The sequence below is a fragment of the Alicycliphilus denitrificans K601 genome, assembly GCF_000204645.1.
GTDB lineage: Bacteria > Pseudomonadota > Gammaproteobacteria > Burkholderiales > Burkholderiaceae_C > Alicycliphilus > Alicycliphilus denitrificans.
Genome location: NC_015422.1, coordinates 1,175,886 through 1,194,796, shown reverse-complemented (window position 1 = coordinate 1,194,796; position 18,911 = coordinate 1,175,886). Strand labels below are relative to the sequence as shown.

The 18,911-nt window shown below is 68.4% G+C and carries 18 protein-coding genes, 1 other RNA gene and 1 riboswitch; of the genes, 7 read left to right on the top strand and 12 right to left on the bottom strand.

All coding sequences use genetic code 11. The annotated features are described in order from the left end of the window. Window positions 1–68 precede the first annotated feature (68 nt). The 3 genes from ALIDE2_RS05710 to ALIDE2_RS05700 all read left to right on the top strand — a co-directional run bounded on the left by ALIDE2_RS05710 (window position 69) and on the right by ALIDE2_RS05700 (window position 2,933). Complete coding sequence (locus tag ALIDE2_RS05710) at window positions 69–1,034, top strand: Bug family tripartite tricarboxylate transporter substrate binding protein (protein ID WP_013520105.1); 966 nt, start codon at window positions 69–71, stop codon at window positions 1,032–1,034. A 72-nt stretch (window positions 1,035–1,106) separates the two neighbouring features. Continuing rightward, window positions 1,107–2,177, top strand: coding sequence for an NADH:flavin oxidoreductase/NADH oxidase (locus ALIDE2_RS05705; RefSeq protein WP_013721609.1), 1,071 nt, complete (start codon window positions 1,107–1,109; stop codon window positions 2,175–2,177). A 60-nt stretch (window positions 2,178–2,237) separates the two neighbouring features. Continuing rightward, entirely contained in the window at window positions 2,238–2,933 is a 696-nt protein-coding gene (locus ALIDE2_RS05700; RefSeq protein ID WP_013520107.1) for a class I SAM-dependent methyltransferase, read from the top strand. On the opposite strand, the gene ALIDE2_RS05695 is transcribed toward ALIDE2_RS05700, so the two are convergent. From ALIDE2_RS05695 to ALIDE2_RS05660, 8 genes are all read right to left on the bottom strand, one after another. Beyond that, the gene (locus tag ALIDE2_RS05695; protein WP_013520108.1) at window positions 2,930–3,442 is read right to left on the bottom strand and encodes a methylated-DNA--[protein]-cysteine S-methyltransferase; all 513 of its coding nucleotides are present in this window, start codon (window positions 3,440–3,442) and stop codon (window positions 2,930–2,932) included. The genes ALIDE2_RS05700 and ALIDE2_RS05695 overlap by 4 nt on opposite strands. Window positions 3,443–3,548: 106 nt before the next feature. Continuing rightward, window positions 3,549–4,118, bottom strand: coding sequence for a cob(I)yrinic acid a,c-diamide adenosyltransferase (cobO, locus tag ALIDE2_RS05690; protein WP_013520109.1), 570 nt, complete (start codon window positions 4,116–4,118; stop codon window positions 3,549–3,551). Between the two features lie 23 nt (window positions 4,119–4,141). Further along, window positions 4,142–4,918: an ABC transporter ATP-binding protein gene (locus ALIDE2_RS05685; protein WP_013721608.1), complete on the bottom strand. Its 777-nt coding sequence runs from the start codon at window positions 4,916–4,918 to the stop codon at window positions 4,142–4,144. Beyond that, window positions 4,915–5,958 carry a FecCD family ABC transporter permease gene (locus tag ALIDE2_RS05680; RefSeq protein WP_013721607.1) on the bottom strand — a complete coding sequence of 348 codons (1,044 nt, stop codon included), beginning with the start codon at window positions 5,956–5,958 and terminating at the stop codon, window positions 4,915–4,917. The genes ALIDE2_RS05685 and ALIDE2_RS05680 overlap by 4 nt, the downstream gene beginning before the upstream one ends. After that, window positions 5,955–6,854 carry an ABC transporter substrate-binding protein gene (locus ALIDE2_RS05675; protein WP_013721606.1) on the bottom strand — a complete coding sequence of 300 codons (900 nt, stop codon included), beginning with the start codon at window positions 6,852–6,854 and terminating at the stop codon, window positions 5,955–5,957. Before ALIDE2_RS05675 ends, ALIDE2_RS05680 begins: the two co-directional genes overlap by 4 nt. Next, window positions 6,851–7,435 (bottom strand): bifunctional adenosylcobinamide kinase/adenosylcobinamide-phosphate guanylyltransferase, encoded by a 585-nt coding sequence (locus ALIDE2_RS05670; protein WP_013721605.1) that lies wholly within the window; start codon window positions 7,433–7,435, stop codon window positions 6,851–6,853. Before ALIDE2_RS05670 ends, ALIDE2_RS05675 begins: the two co-directional genes overlap by 4 nt. Further along, a complete protein-coding gene (locus ALIDE2_RS05665) occupies window positions 7,432–8,784 on the bottom strand; it encodes a cobyrinic acid a,c-diamide synthase CobB (RefSeq protein WP_013721604.1) in 1,353 nt (450 codons plus the stop codon). Before ALIDE2_RS05665 ends, ALIDE2_RS05670 begins: the two co-directional genes overlap by 4 nt. Before the next feature lie 171 nt (window positions 8,785–8,955). Beyond that, the gene (locus ALIDE2_RS05660; protein ID WP_041700689.1) at window positions 8,956–10,809 is read right to left on the bottom strand and encodes a TonB-dependent receptor domain-containing protein; all 1,854 of its coding nucleotides are present in this window, start codon (window positions 10,807–10,809) and stop codon (window positions 8,956–8,958) included. A gap of 89 nt (window positions 10,810–10,898) precedes the next feature. Continuing rightward, a riboswitch (cobalamin riboswitch) is annotated at window positions 10,899–11,142 on the bottom strand. Window positions 11,143–11,176: 34 nt separating this feature from the next. Here ALIDE2_RS05660 and ALIDE2_RS05655 point away from each other — a divergent pair. The 3 genes from ALIDE2_RS05655 (at window position 11,177) to ssrS (ending at window position 11,996) form a co-directional block, all read left to right on the top strand. After that, window positions 11,177–11,416 carry a hypothetical protein gene (locus ALIDE2_RS05655; protein ID WP_013520116.1) on the top strand — a complete coding sequence of 80 codons (240 nt, stop codon included), beginning with the start codon at window positions 11,177–11,179 and terminating at the stop codon, window positions 11,414–11,416. Continuing rightward, entirely contained in the window at window positions 11,413–11,769 is a 357-nt protein-coding gene (locus ALIDE2_RS05650) for a cell division protein ZapA (RefSeq protein WP_013721602.1), read from the top strand. The genes ALIDE2_RS05655 and ALIDE2_RS05650 overlap by 4 nt, the downstream gene beginning before the upstream one ends. A gap of 48 nt (window positions 11,770–11,817) precedes the next feature. Then, window positions 11,818–11,996, top strand: a non-coding RNA gene (ssrS, locus tag ALIDE2_RS25830) — 6S RNA. Between the two features lie 27 nt (window positions 11,997–12,023). Here ssrS and ALIDE2_RS05645 read toward each other — a convergent pair. The 4 genes from ALIDE2_RS05645 to hemN all read right to left on the bottom strand — a co-directional run bounded on the left by ALIDE2_RS05645 (window position 12,024) and on the right by hemN (window position 17,987). Beyond that, window positions 12,024–14,474, bottom strand: coding sequence for a sensor domain-containing protein (locus tag ALIDE2_RS05645; RefSeq protein WP_013721601.1), 2,451 nt, complete (start codon window positions 14,472–14,474; stop codon window positions 12,024–12,026). Next, window positions 14,471–15,763, bottom strand: coding sequence for a cyclic di-GMP phosphodiesterase (locus tag ALIDE2_RS05640; RefSeq protein ID WP_081471071.1), 1,293 nt, complete (start codon window positions 15,761–15,763; stop codon window positions 14,471–14,473). Before ALIDE2_RS05640 ends, ALIDE2_RS05645 begins: the two co-directional genes overlap by 4 nt. A 115-nt stretch (window positions 15,764–15,878) precedes the next feature. Next, window positions 15,879–16,601, bottom strand: coding sequence for a sulfite exporter TauE/SafE family protein (locus ALIDE2_RS05635; protein ID WP_013721599.1), 723 nt, complete (start codon window positions 16,599–16,601; stop codon window positions 15,879–15,881). Between the two features lie 3 nt (window positions 16,602–16,604). Next, a complete protein-coding gene (gene hemN, locus ALIDE2_RS05630) occupies window positions 16,605–17,987 on the bottom strand; it encodes an oxygen-independent coproporphyrinogen III oxidase (RefSeq protein ID WP_013520121.1) in 1,383 nt (460 codons plus the stop codon). A 170-nt stretch (window positions 17,988–18,157) separates the two neighbouring features. Between hemN and fnr the strand changes: the two genes are divergently transcribed. Next, window positions 18,158–18,901, top strand: coding sequence for a fumarate/nitrate reduction transcriptional regulator Fnr (gene fnr / locus ALIDE2_RS05625; protein WP_013520122.1), 744 nt, complete (start codon window positions 18,158–18,160; stop codon window positions 18,899–18,901). Window positions 18,902–18,911: the final 10 nt, after the last annotated feature.

The window sequence follows — 18,911 nt, the reverse complement described above, 5'->3', positions numbered from 1 at the left end:
AATTGATTCCATCTGTCGGCACATAACTACTACAACCACCACGCTTCTCAATGCGTACTGGAGACACCATGCGAACCCTCATCGCAACCACCTTGACGCTCGCCGCGCTGCTTGCCCCCGCAGCACACGCCGCCGATCCATGGCCAACCAAGCCCATCAAGCTGGTCGTGCCGTACACGCCGGGTGGCCTCACGGACGTGCTGGCGCGGGTCGTCGGGCAGAAGGCGGGAGCCACGCTCGGTCAGCCGATCATCGTGGAGAACAAACCGGGGGCGAGCACCCTCATCGGGGCCGAGTACGTGGCCAAGTCGGCACCCGACGGCTACACGCTGCTGATGACCGGAACCACGACACTCACCACCAACCCGCTTCTGATGAAGAAGCTACCGTACAAAGTCGCCGACTTCACGCCCGTGGCCCTGGTCGGGATGGTTCCCTTTATCGCCGTCGCACATCCGTCCGTGCCGGCAAACAACCTGCAGGAACTGCTGGCTTACGCCAAGGCCAATCCGGACAAGCTCACCTACTCCACGTCGGGCCAGGGCACGTCGTCCCACTTGGTGGCCGCTATGTTTGCCGCCGCCACCGGCACGAAACTCCGGGATGTTCCCTACAAAGGCTCGGGGCCAGCGCTCAACGCCGTGCTGAGCGGCGAAGTCTCCATGACCTTCGACGGGGTCACGCTTTACATCCCGTACGTGAACACCGGCAAGCTCAAGGCCATCGCGCTGACCGGCGACCATCGGCTCCCGGCGCTGGACAAACTGCCCACGCTGGCCGAATCGGGCTACAAGGACGCCGTGGCCACGGCCTTGTTCGGAATCGTCGCGCCGGCCGGCACGCCGCGCCCGGTCATTCATCAGGTGAACGCAGCCGTTCAGCGCGCCATGGCAGACCCCGAGGTCGTGGCCAGGCTGCGCGACTTCAATGCCTACGTGGAGCCGCGCTCGGCCGAAGCCTTCGGCGAGCTTCTGCAGCGTGAGGCCGAGCTTTGGGGTCGCATCATCGCCCCGTTGAACATCCAGCTCGACTGAAGAGTTCGTGCGGGCGACCTTCAAGGAAATTTCAAACCTCATCGGACTTCAGCCGCGGGAGAGTGAGTGTCGATGCTTTTTTCACCACTGCAGATACGCTCGATCACAGCGCGCAACCGCATCGCGGTTTCGCCCATGTGCATGTACTCGAGCGTCGAGGGCATGCCCAACCACTGGCACCTCGTGCACCTGGGCAGCCGCGCCGTGGGCGGTGCCGGCATTGTCATGACCGAAGCGTGCGCCGTCTCGCGCGAGGGCCGCATCAGTCCCATGGACCTCGGTATCTGGTCGGACGAGCATGCACAGGCCTTGCAGCCTGTCGTGGAGTTCATACGGCAAGCCGGCGCCGTGCCCGCTATTCAGCTCGCGCACGCAGGACGCAAGGCGGCCACTGCGGTTCCTTGGCTGGGGCACAAGCCGATCTATGACCAGCCGCATGGCTGGATGCCACTGGGGCCGAGCCCGATTCCGTACGCGAACGGCTATCCGCCACCGCTGGAGATGGGCACCGCAGACTTGAAGAAGGTCGTGGATGATTTTTCCGCAGCCGCACGGCGCGCCAATACCGCTGGATTCGAGGTGATCGAGTGCCACATGGGACACGGATACCTGCTGCACTCCTTCCTCTCGCCGATCGCCAACCAGAGGCGCGACGACTACGGCGGCTCCCTGGAGAACCGGGCCCGTTTGCCCTTGCAGGTGGCTGCAGCAGTGCGTGAGTCGCTGCCGCAGCAACTCCCGCTGTTCGTGCGAATTTCCTGCACGGACTGGGTGGCGGGCGGCTGGGATCTCGCACAGTCCATCCAGCTCGCAAAGTGGATGAAGGAAGTCGGCGTGGACCTGATCGACTGTTCCAGCGGCGCCGTGACGGCCGATTCGCCCATTGCGGCGGCCCCCGGCTTCCATGTGCCCTTCGCCACCGCCATTCGTGAACAGGCCGGAATCGCCACCGGCGCCGTGGGACTGATCACCGAACCGGCGCAGGCCGAGCAGATCGTCGGCACCGGGCTTGCAGACCTGGTCTTCGTCGGTCGCGGCTTCCTGGACAATCCATACTGGGCCTTGCATGCTGCCCGCAAGCTCCGGGCGAACGCGGACTGGCCGGTCCAGTATGCACGGGCGGTTGGAGTCCCCCGTTCCTGAACTTATCGTGAGACAAGATGTCGGGCGGACACCGTCTCCTCCCCCTCTCCGTTTTCCATCATGACACGCCTGGTCAACGACGAAATCGACATCCTCGCCGAACTGGTGCCCGCACCCGGCCCGCAGGTCATCGAGCTGGGCTGCGGCGCGGCGCGCATGGCACGGCAGATGCTGCAGCGCTGGCCCGGGCTGCGCTACGTGGGACTGGAGGTGGACACCATCCAGCACGCGCGCAATCTGCAGGACCCGCCCGCCGGCATGCGCTTCGTGGCCGCCGGCGCGCAGGACATCCCCTGCGAGGACGGGCAGTTCGACCTGGCGCTGATGCTCAAGTCGCTGCACCACGTGCCGCTGGATGCCATGGACCAGGCGCTGGCCGAGGTGGCGCGGGTCTTGCGCCCCGGCGGGTATCTGTACGTGTCCGAGCCCGTCTTTGCCGGGCCGCTCAATGAGGTCACGCGGCTGTACAACGACGAGGGCGCGGTGCGCGCCGCCGCGCAAGCGGCCGTGGACTGCGCGCTGGCCGCGCATGCGAGCCCCTGGCGCGAGATGGCGCAGCGGCGCTTCGACATGCCCGTGGAGTTCAGCGACTTCGCCGATTTCGAGCAGCGCATGATGCGCCCGAGCTTTGCGGACCACCACATCGACGACGCCTTGCAGGCGCGCGTGGCGGCGGCCTTCGCGCCCCACTGCACGCCGCAGGGCGCGCGCTTCGTGCGCCCCATGCATGTCCGGCTGCTGCAGCGCAAGAGCTAAAACAGCATTCCCCCGCCCTCCAGCGCCAACAGCGCCTGCTTGCGCGGCAGGCCACCGCCGAAGCCGGTGAGGCTGCCGTCGCTGCCGATCACGCGGTGGCAGGGCACGATGATCGAGACCTTGTTCTGCCCGTTGGCCGCCGCCACCGCGCGCGTGGCCGTGGGGCGGCCGATGGCGCGAGCTTGGCTCGCGTAGCTGCGCGTCTGGCCATAGGGGATGGCGCGCAGCGCCTGCCAGGCATCGTTCTGGAACGGCGTGCCGACCAGGTCCAGCGGCACGCCGAACGCCTGGCGCTGCCCGGCGAAATACTCGGCCAGCTCGGCGCGGGTCTGCTCCAGGATGGCGTTCATGCCCTCGCGTGCCGGACCGCCGCGCGCCGCCTCGACCTGGGCCTGCTCGCGCTCCACGCCCTTCTGGCCGACGAATTCGAGCAGGCACAGACCCTGGCTGCTGGCGATGGCCAGCATCTCGCCCAGCGGCGTGGGCAGGTGACAATACAGCAGGGGCATGGCGCGGCTTCTGGAAGGGTGGCGATACGCTTCATTCTATGCCTGTCGGTTTTCAGTAAAAAACGGCCCTAACCCTTTCGCAGAAAGCGCTACCAGCTATCAAAATTCAATCTTCGATACCGCGCTGCGCGGGCACGCCGGCCTGGAAAGCGTGCTTGACGAGGCGCATCTCGGTCACGGTGTCGGCCACGTCGATGATTTCCTGCGGGCAGCGGCGGCCGGTCAGGCACACGTGCACGTCCCCGGGCCGCGCGGCCAGGGTGTCGAGCACCTCCTGCAGCGGCAGCCAGCCGTAGATCAGCGGGTAGGTGACCTCGTCGAGCACCACCAGGAAGTACTCGCCCGAGAGGATGGCCGCGCGCGCCTTGGCCCAGCCATCGCGCGCGAGCTGGGCGGAGTGCTCCAGATCCTTGCTCTTCCAGGAAAAGCCGTCGCCCAGGCCCTCGACGGGCAGGCCCACCTGCTCGGCCAGGCGGTGCTCGCCGAAGCGCGCGCTGGGCACTTTCATGAACTGGTACACCTTCACGGCCTTGCCCCGCCCCGTGGCGCGGAACGCCAGGCCGAAGGCCGCCGTGCTCTTGCCCTTGCCGTCGCCGGTGTTGACGATGACGAGGCCGCGGCGCTCGCCCTCGGGCTTGTCGTAGGGCTTGTCGGAGGGTGGGGTTTCGGTCTGCATGGAAAGGACTTTCTGAAAAGGGGTCAGACGCGCGGCAGCGCCATCCACATGCCATCGATCTGGCGCACCTGGATGCGGCGCTCGAACACCTGCTCCAGCGCGGCGTGGGTGGCGCCGTCCTGGCAGGGGCCGTGGTGCGCGATGCGGCCCGCGGCCATGACAAGCATGTCGTCGGCCTGCAGCGCAATGGAGATTTCGTGCAGCACGCTGACCACGGTGCCGCCCGCGGCCACCAAGCTGCGCACGGTGTGCAGCCAGTCGGTCTGGTGCGGCGGGTCGAGGTTTGCCAGCGGCTCGTCCATGAAGGTGACGCTCGCCTGCACCGCCAGCGCGCGCGCCAGCAGCACGCGCTGGCGCTCGCCGCCCGAGAGCTGCGACAGCGGCCGGTCGCGCCAGTCCCAGGCCTGGGTGGTGCGCAGCGCGGCCTGCACGGCGGCGTGGTCGGCGCTGGAAGGCGGCGCCATCCATGGGCGGTGCGGCAGGCGGCCCAGCATGGCGATGTCGTAGGCGGGCAGGTCTTCAGCGGCGGATTCGTTCTGGCCCATCCAGGCGAGCTGGCGCGCGCGCTCGCGCGCCGGGATTTCCGCCAGCGGGCGGCCCAGCAGCGCCACTTGGCCCTGCACGCGCGCGTGGCGCAGCAGGCCCGCGAGCGCCTTGAGCAGCGTGGACTTGCCCGCGCCGTTGGGGCCGACCACGCTGGTCCAGCGGCCCTGCGGCAGATCCAGGTCTATGCCGTGCAATATGGCATTGTTTTGCATGCTAGCGCTTATCTGGCGAGCGCTGACAGCTATTTCTTTCATAGTACAACCGCCAGCGTGCGCCGGTGCATGAGCCACAGCAGGTAGCTGCCGCCCAGCGCGGCGGTGAGCACGCCCACGGGCAGCTCCTGCGGCGCGATGAGCCAGCGCGCCAGGATGTCGGCCGCCAGCAGCAGCACCGCGCCCATGAGGCTGGACAGCCACACGTGCCACTGGTGCGTGACGCGCGCGATGGAGCGCACCAGGTGCGGCGCGGCCAGCCCCACGAAGGCGATGAGCCCGGTGTGCGCCACGGCCGTGCCGGTGGCCAGCGCCATGGCTAGCACCAGGCCCGCGCGCATGGGCGCCAGCGGCAGGCCCAGGCTGGCGGCGGTGGCCTCGCCGAGCATCAGCCCGTCGAGCAGGCGCGACAGCGCCCAGGCAGCGGCCGCGCACAGCGCCCAACTGCCCGCCATGAGGACGCAGGCCTGCCAGCCGACGAAGGCCGAGCTGCCCATGGTGAAGACCTGCATGGATTCGAGGATCTGCGGCTTGGCCACCTGGATCAGGTCGCGCGCGGCGCTGAGCACCACGCCCACGATCACGCCCGCCAGCAGCAGGCGCAGCGTGTGCTGCACGCCGCGCGCCAGCACCAGGGTGAGCAGCACGGCCCCGGCCGCGCCAATGAAGGCCGCGCCGGTGACGCCCAGGCCCGCGAGCCAGCTCGCGGTGGTGGGCGACACGCCCAGCATGGCCATGGCCACGGCGCCGCCCAGCGCCGCGCCCGATGCGCTGCCCAGCAGGTACGGGTCGGCCAGCGGGTTGCGGAACAGCCCCTGCGCCACCGCGCCCGCCAGCCCCAGCAGCGCGCCCGCCAGCCACGCGCCCAGGGTGCGCGGCAGGCGGATGTCCCACACGATCTGGCGCGCCAGCGGGTCCCGGCCCGCGTGCAGCACGCTGTCGAAGCCCGTGCTGCCCACGCTGGCGCCCAGCACCAGCAGCGCGCAGCTGGCCAGCAGCAGCCACAGCGCCAGCCACAGCGCGCGGCGCTGGCCGGCGGACGGGGCGGCGTCCAATGCGGCGGGGGGCATCACGGCGCTCATGGGAATTTCCCGGACAGGCAGCCGGCCATGATGCGCGCGGCCTCGGCCATGCGCGGGCCGGGGCGGATCAGCACGTCGGACTGCGCCGGGCCGAACTCGCACAGCCGCCCGGCCTTCACGGCGGCCATGTTCTGCCAGCCCGGGTACAGCGTCAGCGGCTCCCCCGTGCGGTTGGAGATCATCACCAGGTCGGGCTGCGCGCGCAGCACGAACTCGGGGCTCAGGCGCGGGAAAGGCCCGAGCGTGCCGGGCACCACGTTGCGCGCGCCCATGCGCGCCAGGGTCTCGCCGATGAACGAGGAGCCGCCCGCCGCATAGGGGCCGCGGCTGACCTCGAAGTACACGCGCACGCCGCGCGCGCGCGGTGGCAGCGACTGCGCGGCCGCAGACACGGCGGCGTCGATCTCGCGCCACACGCGCTGCGCGCCCTGCTGCGGCGGCACGCCCAGCAGGTCGCCCACCACGCCGAGCACGCGGCGCACGTCGGCATGGGTTTTGGGCTCCAGCGCCGCGACCTTCAGGCCCAGCGCCTCCAGGCGGTCGCTCACGCGGCTGCTGACCGACAGCAGCACCATGTCGGGCCGCAGCGCGACGACGGACTCGATGTTGGGATCGAGCCCGCCGCCCACCTGCGGCAGCGTGCGCACGAAGGCGGGCCAGTTGGAATAGCGGTCCACGCCCACCAGGCGCTCGCAGTGCTGCAGCTCGCACACGCTCTCGGTCAGCGAGGGCAGCAGGCTGACGATGCGCTTGGGCGGCGCGTCGAAGCGCAGCACCTTGCCCCGGTCGTCGGTGATCTGTATGGGCTGTGCCTGCGCAAGCCCGGCCATGAGCAGGCCGAGCAACACGAGGATGGCGAGCACCCAGAGGATGCGGCGGACGGGTGTGGGCTTCATGGGTTCTTGAGGAATAGCGGCAGTCCGGCGGCCATCAGCGTAACGCGCGCGCAGGCCTGGGCCGCCTGCTGGTTGAGCGCGCCCAGCGCATCGACGAAGGCGCGCACCTCGCGCCCCAGCGGTATCACGCCCAGGCCGATCTCGTTGCCCACGAGCACGACGGGCCCGGGGGCCTGCCGGACCGCTTCCAAAAAAAGAGCTGCCTGCGCTTTCCAGTCCTGCCCTGGAGGCCAATTTGGCTCATATTCCGGCGCGCTGGCGGGCATGAGCCAGTTGGTGAGCCACAGGGTCAGGCAGTCCACCACGATCAGGGTATCGGGCGCGCCGTGGCGCGCGAGCGCGGCGGCCAGGTCGCGCGGCTCCTCCACGGTCGCCAGGCCCGGCACGCGCTCGGCCCGCTCGCGCCGGTGGCGCGCGATGCGCGCGCGCATCTCGTCGTCCCACGGCTGGCCGGTGGCGATGAGCAACGCGCGGTACGCGGGCGACTGCGCGAGCCACTCGCGCGCGAGCATCTCGGCGCGGCGCGACTTGCCGCTCTTCTGCCCGCCCAGGATCAGCTCGCTGCGCGCAATGGCGTTCATGTGCCCTCCGCGCCGAACAGGGCCGCCGTGGCGCACGGGCTGGACGCGAACCAGGCGTGGAAGTAGCTCGCCCGCAAGCCGCCCACGCGGTACACGGCCTCGCCCGCGTCGGGCGCGGCGTCCTGCCCCGGGCGCGCGGTGCGCGCGTCCACGGGGGCCGTGCTGTCGCAGGTGGAGTAGTGGAAGGTGTGGCCGCGCAGGCAACCCTGCGCCAGCGCGAGCTGCTGCGGCCCGAGCGCGGCCAGGCGCCGCTGCATCGCCACGCGGCCGGGCAGCAGGCCCCACAGGCGCACGGTGCGGCCATCGTGCAGCGTGATGGCATCGCACAGCGCCATCATGCCGCCGCACTCGGCCCACAGCGGCCGGCCCGCCTGCACGTGGGCGCGCAGGCTGGCCTGGAACGCGGTGTTCGCGGCCAGCGCAGCGGCGTGCAGCTCGGGGTAGCCGCCGGGCAGCCAGACGGCGTCGCAGGCAGGCAGCGCGGCATCGTGCAGCGGCGAGAAGAACACCACGCGCGCGCCCAGCTGCTGCAGCGTCTGCACGTTGCCGGGGTAGATGAAGCAGAACGCCGCGTCGCGCGCCACGGCCACGGTGCGGCCCGCGAGCAGCGGCGCCACGCTCTCGCGCGGCGGCGGCGCGGGGAAATCGGTGGCGAAGCGCTGCAGGGCCTGCGCGTCCATGCGGCCCAGCGGCGTGGCGGCCAGCGCGTCGGCGGCGGCGTCCAGGCGCTGCAGCGCATCGGGCAATTCGTTTGCGGCCACCAGGCCCAGGTGGCGCTCGGGCAGCAGCGGCGCGCGCGCATCCTCGTCCAGCGACAGGCGCGGCAGCGCGCCCAGCCAGTCGGCGCCGTCGCGCAGGCCGGCGCGCAGCATGCCGGCATGGCGCTCGCCCGCCACGCGGTTGGCCAGCACGCCGGCCCAGGGCAGGCCCTCGCGGTAGTGACGCAGGCCGTGGACGATGGCGCCCAGCGTGCCGCCCATGGCGCCGGCATCGACCACCGCGAGCACCGGGATGCCGAAGCGCTGCGCCAGGTCGGCCACGCAGTCCTCGCCGTCGAACAGGCCCATCACGCCCTCGATCAGGATCAGGTCGGCCTCGCACGCGGCGGCGTGCAGGCGCGCGGCGCAGTCCGCGGGGCCGGTCATCCACAGGTCGAGCTGCTCCACCGGCGCGCCGCTGGCGAGCTGGTGCCAGTACGGGTCCAGGTAATCGGGCCCGCACTTGAACACGCGCACGCGCCGCCCCTGGCGCTCGTGCAGGCGCGCCAGGGCGGCCGTCACGGTCGTCTTGCCCTGCCCCGATGCGGCGGCGGAGACGACCAGGGCCGGGCAGCGTGCGGTGATATCCATTTCAGTTATCCATGACGCTGCGCGCCACCCGCATCCCACGAAACTGGCGCGCCTCGGGCGAGGGCCGCCGTGCAAGGGCCGCCCCGCCGCACTGGCGGCGTCCCCCTGCCCGCATTGCGCAGCAATGCGAAAGCGGGGGGAAGGCGCGCAGCGCCTCAGGGGGGTGTCCCTTCATCGTGCGGGAGCCCATTTCACGCCCACGAAGAACGTGCGGCCCGCCGTGGCGTAGTTGCGCGCCAGCTCGTAGTTCTTGTCGGCCAGGTTGTCCAGGCGGGCATAGATCAGGTAGTCGCGCGCCACGCGGGTGCTGGCGTACAGGTTGAACAGCGTGTAGCCGCCCAGCTGGGGGGCGTTGGCGTTGTTGTTGTCGTAGCGCTTGCCCGAGACCTGCGCCTCCGCCCCCAGCGTCCAGCCCGCCAGGCGCGTGTCGGCGCCCAGCACGGCGTGCTGCTTGGCGCGGCGGCCCAGCTGCCTGCCGGTGTCGAGGTTCTTGGGGTTCTGCAGGTCGAGCGAGCCGCGCAGCTGCACGCCGCCCAGGCCGTACGCGCCCGCCAGCGTCAGGCCCTCGTAGCGCGCCCGGCCCACGTTGGCGTAGCAGCCCGGGTAGGGGCCGGAGTTGCCGGCGCAGGTGCCGGTGTTGCCCTGCCAGTCGATCAGGTTGCTGACGTTGTTGCGATAGACCGTGGCCGAGAAGCTGTTCGCACGCTCGGCCCATTTCAGGCCCAGCTCCACGTTGCGGCTGGTCTCGGGGCGCAGCGTGTCGTCGCCGTACATGCTGAAACGCTGGTACAGCGTGGGCGCCTTGAAGGCCGTGCCCGCCGAGGCGGTGGCGCGCCAGCCGGGCGCGAAGGCGTAGCCGTAGGCCGCGCTGCCGGTGGTCTTGCCGCCGAACTCGCTGTCCTCGTCATGGCGCGCGTTCAGCTGCACCGTGTGCGCGCCCATACGCAGGCCGTAGCCCAGCGCCAGCGCGTTCTGCGCGCGGCTGCGCATGCCGCTGGAGACGCTCTCGTTGGTCAGCTCGTCCTCGCGGCGCTCCAGCGCCGCCGTGAACTGGTGCGCGCCCACGCGCAGCTCGTTGAAGAACAGGTAGCCGCGCAGCCGGGTGTCGGTGAAGTAGACCGAGGGCCTGGTCTCGTAGCGGTCGCGCGAGTCGGTGACGGACAGGCGCGTCTTGTAGCTGTCGCTCCACTGCGCCTGCCAGCCCAGGCCCAGCGCCTGCAGGCGGTGCAGGCTGCGGTCATCGGCGGTCTTGCTCACGTCATAGCCGCTGTCGGTGTCGTTGTAGAGGAAGTTGCCCTCCAGGCGGTGCGCGGTATTGAGCTGCCAGCCCAGGCGGCCGCTGGCGGAGGTGCCCCGGTAGTCGTCGCGGTCGGGGTTGCCGTCCTTCTTGGCGTTGAAGCCCTTGCTGGTCTCGCGCGTGATGCCCAGGGCGTAGTCCACCGCGCCGCTGGCGCCGCTCACGCCCGCCTCGGCGCGGTAGGTGCCGTGCGAGCCCGCGCCCACGCCCACGTAGGGCGCCACGCCGGCCTCGCCCTTCTTGGTGAAGATCTGGATCACGCCGGCCACGGCGTCCGAGCCATAGACGGCGGCGGCGGGGCCGCGCAGCACCTCGATGCGCTCGATCTGCGCGAGCGGAATCGCCTCCCAGGTGGTGCCGCCCGAGCCGGCCTGCGAATCGACGCGCACGCCATCGACGTAGACGGCCGTGAAGCGCGTCTCGGCGCCGCGCACGAACATGCTGGTGGTGCCGCCGGGGCCGCCGGAGCGGGCCATCTCTATGCCCGGCAGGCGCGCCAGCACGTCGCCCAGCCCGGTGGCGCCGCTTTGCTCGATGGTCTCGCGGTCAACGATGGACACGTCGGCCAGGACGTCGGTGAGCGGCTGCGCGGTGCGCGTGGCCGTGACCACGACATCGTCCAGGACGTGGGCGGCGCCCTGCTGCGCCTGGACGGCGCAGGCGGCCATTGCGGCCAGGGCGAACGCGGCAGGACGCAATGCGCCAGCGCGAAGGGACGGATTCATCATAGGGAACCAGAGTCAACAGAAGTTACCCGTGCCAGCCTCCCCGCCAGCGTTGGGTGATACGGCCGCGCGCGCCTACTCTCGATACGGCGCGCACGGCCACCATGTTGGCCGGTATCCGGGCTGGCGGAACAGCTTCCAAAGCCTTCCCAGGCGCTTGTTCAAGGCGCCCAGTGGCGTGTGCATGAAAGTGGAGCCGGCATGCGACTCATCCGCTGACCGTTGCGGGGGCAGCGCAGGCTCGGGACGTGCTTCGTGGCGAAGGGTCCCTCCCTGCTTCCCGTTGAACTGCGGCATGTGAACCACGCCGCGAGCACCAACCGGGCGATTTTACGTCCGATCGCACGCCTGTCCCTACAATCGGCGGGGTATGGACCACCCCTCCTCCCTCGACCAGATCGCCGAGCGTGTCGAACGGCTGCTGCTGCGCCACGCGGAGCTGCAACGCACCAACGCGCTGCTGGCGCAGCAGGTCTCGGCGCTCACGCAGGAGCGCGACTCCCTGAAGTCCCGCCTGCAGGCGGCCAGGGCGCGCGTGGATGCGCTGCTCGACCGCCTGCCGGCCACATCCGCCCCCGCCGCCCCCACCGAGACGAAGGACGCGCCATGAAGCAGATCGAGGTCCAGATCCTGCAGCAAAGCTACCTGCTGGCCTGTCCCGATGGCCATGAGTCGCGCCTGCTCGAAGCCGTGGAGCGCGTGGACACCGCCATGACGCGTATCCGCGATGCCGGCAAGGTGCGCGCACGCGAGCGCATCGCCGTGCTGGCCGCGCTCAATCTGGCCTTCGAAATCGCCGACCGCGAAGCGTCCGAACTAGCTGCCGCCACCGCCCAGCGCAGCGCCCCTCCCGCCGCAGCGGACGCCGGGAATCCCTCGCCATCCCCGGCGCAGGAACAGCGCATGCAGCAGTTGCTGCTGCGCCTCGACCAAGCCCTCGGTGACGACGGGCGACTGTTGTAACCGGCAGGCCCGCGGGCGCCGACGCCGGCGCGGCAGCCATTACAATGAAGCCGTCTGCGGTGTTGGCGGGCTTTATATTTCCTTGAACCAATGCTCATTGAGCACGGGCTTGGTACATTGCCAGGTGAGCGTGATCATCTCGCGTCAGATGAACCCAACGCCTGGTTGCCCTCGCCCACCTGAACCCCCGGTTCAGGATGCCGGTCCGTTGGCATCCGCAGACACCTGTCTTCCCGCGCGTACCGCCCTTTGATTCAGCGTTTGGCGATGCGCTTGGCCCCGGTCGCGGGCTCCGCCATCCGGACGCGGAAATCCGCCGCGGGCATGGCCGGCGCGCACAAGAAACCCTGGTAGCAGTCGCAGCCCATGCCCTGCAGCGCCTGGCGCTGCGCCTGCGTCTCCACCCCTTCCGCGACCACGCCGATGCGCAGTGCCCGTCCCATGCTGACGATGGCCTGGACGATGGCGCAATCGCCCCCGTCGCCAGGCAGGCCGCCCACGAAGGATTTGTCGATCTTCAGCCGGTGGATGGTCAGCTTTTTCAGATAGGCCAGGCTGGAATAGCCGGTTCCGAAATCGTCGATGGACAGGCCCACGCCCAGGCGCGCCAGGGCGTCGAGCACCTGCTGCATCTCCTGGGCATCCTGCAGCAGGACGGTTTCCGTCAGCTCCAGCTCCAGCCAGCGCGCCGGCAGGCCGTACTGGGCCAGCAGCGCGGAGATGCGCTCCACGAAGCCCGCCTGCCGGAACTCCAGCGCCGATACGTTGACAGAGACCACCAGGGGAGTGCCGCAGCCCATCCAGTGCGCTGCTTCCTTGACGGCCTGCTCCATCACCCATGCGCCCAGCGTGACGATGTAGCCCGACTCCTCCGCCAGCGGCACGAAGGTGCCTGGCGAGACCACGCCGAATTCCGGATCCGTCCACCGCACCAGCGCCTCGGCCCCCACGATGCACCCCGTCGCCATGTCCACCTGCGGCTGGTAGTGCACCGCCATGTGCCCGTGGTTCAGCGCCTGGCGCATGGCGTGCTCCATCTTCATGCGCGACAGCAGGTGCGCGTTCATCTGCGGCTGGTAGAAGCCGTAGCTGCCCCGGCCGCGCTCCTTGACCCGGTACATGGCGGTATCGGCATGCTTGATGAGGTCGTCGAGCGCATCCCCATCCTGCGGATACAGCGACATGCCGATGCTGCACTGGATGGAAAACCCCATTTCGTCGAGCATGAAGGGGCGCAGCATCTCTTCCTGCACGCGGCGCGCCACGCTCTCGGCAATGGCCGCGTCCGCATCGTGCAGATAGATGACGAATTCGTCGCCCCCGAGGCGGCACAGCATGTCGGACTGGCGCAGGCAGCCCTGCAGGCGCTCGGCCACGAGCTTCAGCACGCGGTCCCCGAAGGGATGCCCCAGGGAATCGTTGACGTTCTTGAACCGGTCGAGGTCCAGGAACAGGATGGCGAACCCGCCGCCATGGCCGCGCGAGGCTTCGATGGCCGCGGCCACCCTCTTGTTGAGCGGCAGCCGGTTGGGCAGTCCCGTGAGCGCGTCGCTATAGGCCAGCTCCTCGATGCGCTTTTGCGCGGCATGCTGCACGGAAAGGTCCCGCATGAAGCCTATGCTCTGCGCGACGGCGCCCGCATCGTCGCGCAGCGCCACCCATGACAGCTGCACGCAGCAGTGCGCATCCTCTTCCTGGCGCAGCCGCAGTTCGCCTTCCCAGAAGCCCGCCTGCTCCCAGCCCTGCCGCACCTCGGCCATGAATTCGGCATCGTCCTGCGCCATGGCGAAAAGCGCCGTCACCCGCCGGCCGACCACCCCCTGCGCCGCCGCACCCAGGAGCTGTTCGCACCCAGGGTTGATGCGGGCCACGGCATGCCGTTCGTCGGCGATGAAAATCGCGTCCAGGCTCGATTCGAACACCCGCGCCGCCAGGCGCAGTCCGGCCTGCACCTCGGCCTGCCGGGAAATGTCGCGGAACGAGTACACCCGCCCCGCCGGGCGCCCCTGGATGAGCTGCGGCACCGAGCGCTGTTCCACCGTCATGCCATTGCGCAGATGCAGGATGTCGGTGGTCTCCAGCATCGGCTCATGCGCGATCGCGGCCAGGCGGAGTCGATAGGCCTCGGCATCTAGCACCTGGCTCTCCATGTGCACCCTTATCGCCGCATCGTCGCGCCGCAAAAGCAGTTCGCGCGGCAGCTGCCATATCTGGGCCAGCCGCTGGTTGAAGGCGCGGATCTCTCCGTGCAGATTGCAGGTCAGCACGCCGTCGGCCGCGGAATCGAGAGTCGCACGCAACTCCGACAACAGGGACTCCAGCTCGCGCTGGGAGGCCTCGTGCTCCGACCGGTCCTGCATGGTCAGAAGCAGGTATCGGTCCGCGGGGTCGCCCTCGGACGCCTGGATGGCAAGCACGCGCCTATCCACCGGCACGAGGTTGCCGCTGTGCATGTTGCGCACCCAGGTATGCGAGTGGATGCCGGCGGCAATGCCGGCATGGGACTGCCCCCAGAAAATCAGGTCTTCGGGCGTGACCACCAGGCCGTGGACCGGCATGCCCTCCATGTCCGCCACGCTGCGCCCCACGAGCCGCGCGGCAGCCTCGTTGGCATGGCGTATCTGCAGCGCGTGCCCGTCCACCAGCCACGCGGCCAGATCGATGCCGTTCCATATCGCAGCGAAGGAGTGCCCGCTGATGATCACGCGCTGCCCCCGCAATCCCGAGGGCTGAGGGCACGCTCGAAGAAGTAGGAGATACGCGGCCGCGGCAGCAGGTAGTCGAGGGCGTCCCGCGGCAATTGCGCGGGCTTGAGGCTGCGCAAAATGCCGACCTCGTCGTTCTGCGCCAGATCGAGCAATGGCGCCTCGTCCCTGGGCACGGCCGGCTCATACAGCACGACGCAGGGACGCAGAGAATGCAAGGCATCCACCACGACTACCAGCCCGAAACGGCCATCCACCAACTGGACCAGCGAGCCCGGCGGATAGACCCCCATCATCCGGATGAAGGCCCCCAGCACCGTGGCGTCGAAACACTCGCGCCGCAGCGCGAAGATCCTGGCCAGGGCCTCGTGGGGCGTCAACGCCTGCTCCCCATGCAATGGATTGCACAGGCGGTCGTAGCGGTTAACAAGCGCCAATATCTGCCCGCATCGGCTGAGGTCCTCGCCGACGAGGCGCAGCGGAAACCCGCTGCCATCAGCCATTTCGTGGTGCTGCGCAATCGCGATCAGCACGTCGCTGGACAGCCCCATGCGCTGCCCCAGGTCCACCGACAGGCCCACGTGCTCCTGATAGCGCTGCATGTCCGAAAGGTTGAGAGCGGCGCCCGGCTCCGCGATATGAATCGGCAAGCCCACCTTCCCCAGGTCATGCAGCAAGGCCGCCGTCCCCAGGAGGCACAACTCCCGCGCCTCCATGCGGAGCGCGCGCCCAAGCAGCAAGGCCAGCACCAGCACGTTCACCGCATGGCCAGCAGAGCGCTGACCCAGGCTGTCAGCCAGCAGGTGAACCGCGTATGGCCCCTGCTCCAGCAGCTGCGCAACGCACGCGCGGACCAGGGATTCCGCCTGTTCGCGCACCTTTTGCGGCGCCGCCTGCACCCCGGCGCAGACCGACTCATAGACGGTGGCAGCCTCCTGGTAGCGCTGCCTGCAACGTTGCTGCGTGGCGTTGTATAGCGCCCGTACACCGGCCTGCGCCGTGGTGCTGCGCCCCAGCCGTTCGACAGCGGGCTCACCGACATCGTCCTGCTCCGGCTGCACGTCCGCCATCCGCTCGAGCGCCTCTGAAGGCGTTTGCGCCAGGGCCGTGCTCTTGGCCGGAATGTGGCGTACGGATTTCAGTCCCAAGTCCCGCAAAACGCGAATCTGCTCATGCGAGGAGATTCTGAAGCTGTTCATCGGAAAGGGATGGTTCATCCAGCCCACTTCGAGTTGGATGAACATGCCCACGCGGAGGGCATCGATATCAATCAGTACGGATTGGTCCACTTCAGTTTGCAGAGGGCATATCCACTCGCGCCCATCTTACCGAAGCATTATGGTCAGTTACCAGCGTTGCGTATTAGTTACAAACAACAAAATGATCGCTGGCGACAAATGCGGCTCAGGGCAAACACCACGGGGCGGGCTGCCCGTGCACCACATCCATCCACAAGGCCCCAGCCCCCAGCGTGAAAAGCACCAGACCCGCAATCCTGGGCCCCCATGTGCCCGCAACACCGTTGACGCGTGCACGAAACCTGCCCCACGCCACAGGCCCGACCACCAGCCAGACACCACTGCCAACGCCAAACAGCACCATGCACAGGGCGCCACGCTGAACGCTGCCGCTCAATGCTGCGGTGAGCAACGCGGTGTAGAGCAGGCCGCAAGGCAGCAGCGCCCAGGCACAGCCGGTCACGAACAGGCCTCCAGGCCGGGATACCAGAGATCGCACCCTGCCCCAGACCGCCCTGCCGGCGCCTTCCAGCCATACAGGCTGGCGCACCTGCAGCATCATCAACAAGCCCCAGGCGAGGATCAGCACATGGAACATGGTCCAGACGGGGCGCAGCGCGGCGCTGCCTTGGCTCAGCCACGCCAGCCGTTCCATGGCGAAGGCGGCCAGGGCGCCCGCCACGCCATAGCCCGTCAACCGCCCCAGATGGAATCCGACGGTGCGCTGCGCCACGGATCCGCGCGGCATCCAGCGCACGACCTGCTCGCTACCACCCGGGGCGCCACCCGCCCCCGTCAAGGCGGCGCAGGGCGCTGCGCACATGACGAGACAATGCGTCCCGCCCATCAAGCCCATGAAGAATGCCGTCGAAGCCAGCGCCAGCAACATGGATCAGATGATGCGCGAGAAACGTGCCCGATTGCGGTCCGCCTGCAAGTACTTGTCGAACACCATCGCCACGCCACGCACGAAGAACCAGCCCATCGTGGTGACCTCGATGCCCTCGGCGCCGACCTTCACCAGACCCTGCTCCGCCATTTCTTCGAGCTGCTGCAGCTCGGCCTCGAAATAGCGGCGAAAATCGATGAGCCAGGACTGCTCGACCGGCTCGAACAGCACCTCCCCCTGGCACATCAGGGCCATGATGACCGCGCGGCGCACCAGGTCGTCCCTGGTCAAGGCCAGGCCTCGCACTATGGGCAGGTGCCCATGGTTGATCGCGTCGTAATACTCGTCCAGCGTCTTGACGTTCTGGCTGTACGTTGCGCCCACCCGCCCGATGGCGGAAACGCCAAGCGCGATCAGGTCGCAGTCAGGCTGGGTGCTGTACCCCTGGAAATTGCGGTGCAGCCGCCCCTGGCGCTTGGCCACAGCCAGGGCATCCTCGGGCAGCGCGAAGTGGTCCATGCCCACGTACACATAGCCCGCATTCATGAACACGTCGATGGAGCGCGCCAGCATCGACACCTTGGCCGAGGCCATGGGCAGCTCTGCGGAAATGATGCGCCGTTGCGACTTGAAGCGTTCGGGCAGATGGGCGTAGGCATACAGCGCGATGCGGTCGGGCCGCAGTTGCGCCACCTGCGCCAGGGTCCGGTCGAAAGACTCCGGCGTCTGGCGCGGCAGGCCATAGATCAGGTCCACGTTCACCGACTCGAAGCCCAGCTTGCGTGCGCTCTCGATCAGCGCGAATACCTTCTCGGCAGGCTGTATGCGATGCACCGCCTTCTGCACCTCGGGATCGAAATCCTGCACCCCGAAGCTGAGCCGGTTGAAACCCAGCTCGGCCAGCAAGGCAAGCCGCTTCTCGTCCACGGTGCGAGGATCCACTTCGATCGAATACTCGCCCCCTGGCACCAGCACGAAGCTGCGCTTGAGCATGCCTATGAGTTCGCGCAGGCCGTCGTCAGACAGGAAGGTGGGCGTGCCGCCGCCGAAATGCAGCTGACTCACGTGCTGCCCCACGCCGCAGTGCGCGGTGTGCAGGTCGATCTCGCGGCTCAAGTACCGCAAATAGACCTCGGCCCGCTCCGGATGCCGTGTAATGATCTTGTTACAGGCACAGTAGTAGCACAGGGATTCGCAAAACGGAATATGCACGTAGAGGGACAGGGGCATCGCCTTGGCCGCCGACCCCACGCGACGCTGCTGCAGGGCTAGGATGTACTCCTTTTCACCAAATGCCTCCACGAAACGGTCTGCTGTCGGGTAGGAGGTGTAGCGCGGCCCAGGCACGTCAAAACGACGCAAGAGCTCTGTTGTAACGACTGTCATGGTGGGATTCCTTGCATTTGCGGCGTACTGTGCCGTAGAGTCCCCAGGGCGTTCTTGATGTTGATCAAGCACCCATGCGGTCCGGATGGGGACAATTGACTTTGGATCAAAGTCTTCGAACGATCCGTGACATTCCATGCCTCGACGGCGTTCAGATGTAAGCTCGCGACATGAATAGGGTTTCCACACATTCCAACCTGCAATCCATCAAAGTTGCCTGTTCAAACTGCAACTTGCGCGAACTGTGCATGCCCGTCGGGCTGGATGAGCAGCAACTCAAGCGCATCGATGACGTCGTCGCCGTGCGCCGCAAGGTCAAGCGTGGCGGCACGTTGTTTCGCAACGGCGAACCATTCGCATCCCTGTTCGCCATTCGCACGGGCTTCTTCAAGACCTGCGTGGCCACGGAGGATGGACGCGACCAAGTGACGGGTTTTCAGATGGCCGGAGAAATCATCGGCCTAGATGGCATAGTGAACGATCGGCACACCTGCGATGCCGTGGCCCTGGAAGACGCCGAGGTCTGCGTCATGCCGTTCGACCGCATCGAAGAACTGTCCCGCGAAGTCACCGCACTGCAAAACCATGTGCACAAGATCATGAGCCGTGAGATCGTCCGCGAACACGGCGTCATGCTGCTCCTGGGAAGCATGCGGGCCGAGGAGCGCCTTGCCGCCTTCCTGTTGAATCTGGTGCAGCGCTTGCATGCGCGGGGGTTTTCCCAATCGGAACTGGTGTTGCGCATGACGCGCGAGGAAATCGGCAGCTACCTGGGCCTCAAGCTCGAAACCGTGAGCCGCACCTTCTCCAAGTTCGTCGAGGAGGGCATCGTGGAGGTCAGGCAACGCCACGTACGCATCGTGGACACCGATGCCCTGAAGCGCATCGTCAATAGCCAGCAATCCTGTCTCTAACCACCCTCAC